Source organism: Streptomyces sp. ISL-100, from assembly GCF_018614615.1.
Taxonomy (GTDB): domain Bacteria; phylum Actinomycetota; class Actinomycetes; order Streptomycetales; family Streptomycetaceae; genus Streptomyces.
Genome location: NZ_JAGGOK010000025.1, coordinates 140602 through 147718 on the forward strand (window position 1 = coordinate 140602; position 7117 = coordinate 147718).

The window sequence follows — 7117 nt, forward strand, 5'->3', positions numbered from 1 at the left end:
GCGGCGCGGCTGCACTGAGGCTGAGTCGGGCTCCGGGCGCGGGAGACGACCGCAACTGCGACTACACGCGGAACTCGGTGGCAAGGAGGGGCTACGACAGCGGCCTCCCAGCGACGGGGAAGCGGGCCATCGCGTGGTTACGACGGCGGCGGATCCGAAGCGCTGTCCAAGCCCCCCTCCAGCTCCCCGGAGTTCTCCCCACCGGAGGGAACCGCAGTGCCGGACGCCCCCGCACCGCGCGGACCGGGGGGACCGGAGGTCCCTGTACCCGGCGAAGCCGGGAGGCCGGAAGCCTCAGCACCCGACGGAGCCGGAAAGCTGGGCGTGCGGGCGCCGGGCGGGGCCGTGGGGGACTGCCGTGGTGCGTCGCCCGGGAAGTCGCCGGGGGCGTACCGGTCCGGTGGGTACTCTGCGGCAGGCTTGGCCGGAAAGTCGGTCATCAAGCCGCCGGACGCCTCCTTCAGGGCCTCCCATCTCGCCTCGCGCACCCCGCTGTCGTGCCAGGCCGCCCCGACCGTTGCCTCAGGATCGCCGACGGGCAGGAAGTCGGCTTCGCCGTCGTACGGCCCAGAATCGTCGTTCGCCGCGCCGCGACCACCAGGACGCCACCACGGCGTCGCAGCCACCGGACCCGTGGTGGCGGGCCAGTCGGCGGCGTCGTTACTCCCGCCCCTGCCACCACGCCACCACGCCCGCTTCGCGCCGGTCGCCGCTGCGTTCGGACTGCCCGCGCTGAGATCCTGAGCCGCGCCTCGCCGCCACCACCACCTGCGCTCTACCCCGGCACCGCCCTCCGCCACCGCCTCATCCGCATCCGACCCCCCGCGCCAAGAGCCCGGAGTCCGGTCGCGCAAGCGCCACGCTCGCAGGACCAGCGCGGCCGGGACGCCCAGCGTCACCGTCCACACCAGCGCCGCCCCGCCCGTACGCCACCACACCGGCCCGAACTCCGACAGCGCCCCCACTCCCAGCGGACCGCTCGCCAGAGCGGCGAGTACCGCCGTCGCGGCCCCGCAGCCCGCGCCCGCCAGGGCCGCCCCGAGGGCCGTTTCGCTGGGGGTCCAGGCTTCCTCCCGTACGGCGAAGGGCGGAGCGGCAGTGCGTACCGTGAACCACGCGACCGTGACCGCCGCCACCACCGGCACCGCCGACGTCGCCCAGTGAACCAGCGTCACCCCCTCCCCGGACGGCAGCGCCGCGACCAGTGGAAAGTGCGGCAGCGCCGGAGTCCCCACCGCACCCAGCGGCGTGGCAGTCGCGCCCGCGCCCAGAGCGAACCCAGGCCCCAGCCCATACGCGGCGCCCCACACGGCGGCATTCGGCGCGAGCGCCAGAACCAGCAGCACCACAGCCAGCCGCCCCGACCAGTCCGCCGCCAGTTGCAGCACCGCCCCCTGCGCCGCCCCCGCGTGCCAGACCAGCGACACCAGCGCGACCAAAGCCCCGCCGCTCATCAGCGCCACTACCCCGGCCCAGGCAGCCCCGAGCGCGACCCGGAACCGGGGGCGCACAAACACCTCCCGCAGGCCCCCCGGCACCCAGCGCGGCAGCGGCCCGCGCGGGCGCCCGTTCGCCGTCCTCACCCCGGCCGCCGCACCCACCGCCGCGACGACGGGCAGATGCAGCGCCGCGCTGAGCAGCCCGGCGGGCAGCGGCCCGCCGTACGCGTAAAGCACCGCGGCCGCACCGACGACCAAATACCCGGCAACAACCCCGCAGAAGGCAACAAGCGCAGTCGGACGAGCACCCTCAACCTCCCGGTCCCCACCTTCCTCCCCACTCCCTCCCTCCCCCTCCCCCTCCACCGCATCCCGCGCGGCCCGGTGCGCGAGCCACACGGGCAGGGCCATGAGCAGCATCGGAGTCAGCGCGACGGGCGCGGGAACGCCGGAGAGCGTGTCGTACCGGACAAGCTCGGCCCCATGGGCGAGCAGCCACAGCCCGGCGGCGACGCGCAGCGCCTCGCCCGGCCCGTTGTCGGGGTACGGCGAACTGATCCACAGCCCCAGCACCAGGACGGCGAGGGAGCCCAGCCCGAGCCCCGCAGCGATCACTCCCCGCACAAAACATGCGGCCTGCGCCGAGGAGCGGCTTCGCACGGACGGCAACCACGTACCGCGATGGGTCACTTGAGTCACCCGGCCATGCTGTCAACGACACGCGCTTAATCCATGTAACGGGCGAATGACTGCCGTGTCGCTCAATATGCATTTATGTACTTTTTTGCCTGGTGTAGCGCTGCGGGGGGATTTTCATGACGCAGAGCACCGAAACCGCCCCCGCCGCCCGGCTGCCCTCCCCCAAGGAGCGGCGCAGGCTGCGCGAGGCGAGATCGCTTACCCAGGAGCAGGTCGCCGCCGCTCTGGGCGTCACCCGCGAGACGATCAAGGCCTGGGAATCCGGCCGCGTAAACCCCAAGCGCCGCCAGCGAGCGGCGTACGCCAAACTCCTCGCCTCCCTCAAGGACGAGCCCGCCCCCGCCCCGCAAGCCACGGTGCCAGGAGGGGACGTGCCGGGGCGCTCCCCGCAGGGCGTTGAACGCAGCCACCGCGAACGAGACAACGCCGTACCCGAACGTTCGACGACCGAGGAGACGCCACGGCGCGGCACCGACCCCGACACCCCGGCGCAAAAGGCCCCCGCCCTCACCCCCGCCCAGGCCTTCGACGCCCTCTACGCCCACTCCGCCCCCGCCCTGCTGAGCCAGGCGTACCTCCTCACCGGAAGCCGGCGCCTCGCCCGGGAGTCCGTCGAGTACGCCTTCCGCCTAGCCTGGCGGCGCTGGCCCGCCGTGGCCACAGACCGCGACCCGGCGAGCTGGGTCAGGGCAGCGGCGTACGAGTACGCGCTCTCCCCCTGGCACCGCCTGCGCCCCGCGCACAAACGCCCCGACCGACCCCCCACCGACCGCGACCGCCGGGTACTCCTCAAGGCCCTCCTCGACCTTCCCCCCATCTACCGCCGCACCCTCCTCCTGTACGACGGCCTGGGCCTCGACCTCCCCGACACGGCGGCCGAAACAGAGGCGAGCACCCCCGCCGCCGCGAACCGCCTGCTCCACGCCCGAGCCGCGATCACCCGGCGGCTGCCGGAACTCGCCGACGCCGGCACGCCCGCCGAGCAGACCGCGCTGCTCCAGGAACGCCTCAGCAAGCTCGCCGAGTGCGCCACCGCGCCGGCCGCCAACACGAAGGCGAAGGCGGTCAAGCTGCCGCCCGCCGGCGCGGTACGGACGGGAAGCGAGCGCAAAACGCGGTTCTGGACGCGCGCGGCCCTCTTCTTCACGGCGATGATCGTCAGCGCCACAGGCTTCACCCTCGTCACAGCCCCGACGCGGTACGAGCCCCCGCGCGCCCCCGGCCAACCGGTAGGCGGCGTCCCGGTGCGCGCCGGCCCGCAGCCGCTGACCCCGGAGGACGAGGAACTGCGCGACATGCTCCACTCGGCGCCCATCACGGGCCCGGCCCGCCTGGTCCCGCAAACACGCTGACGAACGCGGGCGGGCCCATACCCCCTGACCAGGGATACGGGCCCGCACCGGACCACCGCCGAAGCGGCAGCGGCGTACTACCAACTACTAACTACTAACTACTAACCCGCGAGAATCGCGCGAGCCAGCTTCGCCGTCTCGGTAGGCGTCTTGCCGACCTTGACGCCGGCGGCCTCAAGGGCCTCCTTCTTGGCCTGTGCGGTGCCAGAAGAACCGGAGACAATCGCGCCGGCGTGACCCATGGTCTTGCCCTCGGGCGCCGTGAAGCCCGCGACGTAACCGACGACCGGCTTCGACACGTTCTTCGCGATGTAATCAGCCGCACGCTCCTCGGCGTCGCCACCGATCTCACCGATCATCACGATCAGATCAGTGTCGGGGTCGGCCTCGAACGCGGCGAGAGCGTCGATGTGCGTCGTACCGATGACCGGGTCGCCACCAATACCGACGGCGGACGAGAAGCCGATGTCACGGAGCTCGTACATCATCTGGTAGGTCAGCGTGCCGGACTTCGACACGAGACCGATGCGGCCGGGCTTGGTGATGTCGCCCGGGATGATGCCGGCGTTGGACTGGCCCGGGGTGATGAGACCGGGGCAGTTCGGGCCGATGATCCGGGTCTTGTTGCCCTTGGCACCCGCGTACGCCCAGAAGGCCGCGGAGTCGTGGACGGCGATGCCCTCGGTGATCACGACGGCCAGCGGAATCTCGGCGTCGATCGCCTCGACGACCGCGGACTTCGCGAAGGCCGGCGGCACGAAGAGAACGGACACGTCGGCGCCCGTCTTCTCCATCGCTTCCTTGACGGAGCCGAAGACCGGAACCTCGGTGCCGTCGAAGTCGACGGACGTACCGGCCTTGCGGGGGTTCACGCCACCGACGATGTTGGTGCCGTCGGCCAGCATGAGCTTGGTGTGCTTCATGCCCGTGGCGCCGGTCATCCCCTGGACGATGACCTTGCTGTCCTTGGTGAGGAAGATAGCCATGGTGTTGGAGTCCCTCGTCCCTTACTTCGCAGCCGCGGCGAGCTCGGCGGCCTTGTCGGCCGCGCCGTCCATGGTGTCCACGCGCTGAACGAGCGGGTGGTTCGCATCGGAGAGGATCCTGCGACCCAGCTCCGCGTTGTTGCCGTCCAGTCGCACGACGAGCGGCTTGGTAACAGCCTCGCCCTTCGACTTCAGCAGCTCAAGAGCCTGGACGATGCCGTTGGCGACCTCGTCACAAGCGGTGATGCCGCCGAAGACGTTGACGAACACGGACTTGACGTCCGGGTCGCCGAGGATGATCTCCAGGCCGTTCGCCATGACCTCGGCGGAGGCGCCGCCACCGATGTCGAGGAAGTTGGCGGGCTTCACGTTGCCGTGGTTCTCACCGGCGTACGCGACGACGTCCAGGGTCGACATGACCAGACCGGCACCGTTACCGATGATGCCGACCTCGCCGTCGAGCTTGACGTAGTTGAGGTTCTTGGCCTTGGCAGCAGCCTCGAGCGGGTTGGCTGCGGCCTTGTCCTCGAGCGCCTCGTGGCCGGGCTGACGGAAGTCGGCGTTCTCGTCGAGAGACACCTTGCCGTCGAGCGCGATGATGCGGCCGTCGGCGACCTTCGCGAGCGGGTTGACCTCGACGAGGAGCGCGTCCTCGGCGACGAAGGTGTCCCAGAGCGTCACCAGAACCTCGGCGACCTGCTCGGCGACCTCGGCCGGGAACTTCGCCTGGGCGACGATCTCGCGGGCCTTCTCGATCGTGACGCCGTCATTGGCGTTGACCGGGACCTTCGCGAGGGCCTCGGGGGTCTTCTCCGCGACCTCCTCGATGTCCATGCCGCCCTGGACGGACGCCATGGCGAGGAAGGTGCGGTTCGTACGGTCGAGGAGGTACGAAACGTAGTACTCCTCGGCGATCTCGGGTGCCGTCTCGGCGATCATCACCTTGTGGACCGTGTGGCCCTTGATGTCCATCCCGAGGATGTCCGTCGCCCGGGCGACGGCCTCGTCCGGCGTCGCGGCGAGCTTGACGCCGCCGGCCTTGCCGCGGCCGCCGGCCTTCACCTGCGCCTTGACGACCGACTTGCCGCCCAGCCGCTCAGTGGCCTCGCGCGCCGCCTCAGGCGTTTCGATGACTTCACCGGCCAGCACCGGTACACCGTGCTTGGCGAAGAGGTCCCTCGCCTGGTACTCGAACAGGTCCACGCGCGTCCGTCCCTTTTCTGGTGATCGCGGTTCGTTGCTTTGAATGCGATGGGCGTGCCGCGAAGGGCAACGTGACGGCGCAGTCACAAGGGAGGCGTACACGGTGTCCGGTACGCGGCATGTCCGTCTCGCAGGTTATCCCCGTGGGCCACAGGTCCCTAAATCGCAGATCACACCTGAGCGGTGATACCGGTCACAGCCGGTCACGGAACGCACGTGCTACGGCGTCGGCGCCGCTCCACGGCGGGAACACGCGGGAACACAGAGCCGGGCGGCCCCCACCCCAATGGAGACCGCCCGGGGAACATCGGACCCGCCGGTCAGATGCCCTGTGTGCACTGCACGTCGTGCACGTCGTACGTCAGATGCCCTGCGTCAGGTACGACGCGTAGCCCGGGGTGACCGAGCCGGCGGCGTCCTGGGCGCCGAAGGCGGCGTTGCCGGCGAGCGGGGTGGAGGCGACGGTGCCCGAGAGGTCCTGCGCGAACGGCTGGACGTCGGACACGACGCCGCCCGCGAACGGCGTCACGTCGCCGACGACTCCGTGGGCGAGGGTGTGGGCGCTGCCGCCGACGCCGTACGCGAGCGGCTGGACCTGGTCGACGACGGTCTGGACGAGCGGCTGGACCGCGCCGTGGACGCCACCCGCGAACGGGCCGACCTCGGAGACGACGCCACCGGCGAACGGCTGAACGTCGGACACGACACCGCCCGCGAACGGCGCCACGTCGCCGACCGCGCCGTGGGCGAGGCCACCGGCGTCACCGACAGCCTGACCGGCGACGGGGAGCAGGCCGGCCACGGCGCGGGCGGCGATGGGCGGCAGGGTGTCCTGGGCGACGGCGTGGGTGAGCGGGGTGGCGTCCGCGACTGCGCCCTGGGCGTAGCCGGGGGCCTGGTCGGCGTAGCTGTGCGCCTGGCCCTGGACCTGGCTCGGTGCCTGCTCCAGCTCGGAGGCGAAGGCGGACAGCGGACCGAAGAGGTAGTCGACCTCGGCCTCGGCCACAGCTTCGGCCTCAGCCACGGAGGGCGCGGCCTGCACGTCGTGCCGCACCTCCTGCTGGACGTCCTGGGCGGCGACGTTCGCGGTGACCGTGAAGTCGGTGAGGTCGCCACCAAGGTCTGCGTTCTTGGCGTCCTCGGCGTCCTGGACGGCCTGGACGTCGTCTATGGCGTCGGAAGCCTGGTCGGGGGTCGACAGCGGCACCGAGACGGGCAGCTCGGCCGCGCTCGCGGCGGCGGTGCCGAGGGCCCACATACCGCCGGCGGTGGCGGCGACGGCGATGGAACGGCGGATGTTCTTGTTCATGGTTGCGTCAGATCCTTCGAATTTCACTCGACTGTGTCCGGGGATGTCCGGATTGGCGGGCAGACCTGTCCCGCCCCCGCGCGGCAGGTCATTGAGCGGGGACGGTCTGCCCTAGAAGGCCGCTGAAGA

At 71.3% G+C, this 7117-nt stretch carries 5 protein-coding genes; 1 reads left to right on the plus strand and 4 read right to left on the minus strand.

Annotation, left to right across the window (positions count from 1 at the left end):
• Window positions 1-137: 137 nt before the first annotated feature.
• Window positions 138-2054, minus strand: a complete 1917-nt coding sequence (locus tag J7E89_RS11705) for a DUF6350 family protein (RefSeq protein WP_308315439.1) — start codon at window positions 2052-2054, stop codon at window positions 138-140.
• 200 nt (window positions 2055-2254) lie between these two features.
• Here J7E89_RS11705 and J7E89_RS11710 point away from each other — a divergent pair, with 200 nt between their 5' ends.
• The gene (locus tag J7E89_RS11710) at window positions 2255-3490 is read left to right on the plus strand and encodes a helix-turn-helix domain-containing protein (RefSeq protein ID WP_214972353.1); all 1236 of its coding nucleotides are present in this window, start codon (window positions 2255-2257) and stop codon (window positions 3488-3490) included.
• Window positions 3491-3591: 101 nt separating this feature from the next.
• Here the strand turns inward: J7E89_RS11710 and sucD are convergent, their stop codons facing one another.
• The 3 genes from sucD to J7E89_RS11725 form a co-directional block, all read right to left on the minus strand.
• Window positions 3592-4476, minus strand: coding sequence for a succinate--CoA ligase subunit alpha (gene sucD / locus J7E89_RS11715; RefSeq protein WP_214972356.1), 885 nt, complete (start codon window positions 4474-4476; stop codon window positions 3592-3594).
• 21 nt (window positions 4477-4497) lie between these two features.
• On the minus strand, window positions 4498-5679 hold the full coding sequence (gene sucC / locus J7E89_RS11720) for an ADP-forming succinate--CoA ligase subunit beta (RefSeq protein WP_214972359.1): 1182 nt from the start codon (window positions 5677-5679) through the stop codon (window positions 4498-4500).
• Window positions 5680-6040: 361 nt separating this feature from the next.
• On the minus strand, window positions 6041-6988 hold the full coding sequence (locus J7E89_RS11725) for a hypothetical protein (RefSeq protein ID WP_214972362.1): 948 nt from the start codon (window positions 6986-6988) through the stop codon (window positions 6041-6043).
• Window positions 6989-7117: the final 129 nt, after the last annotated feature.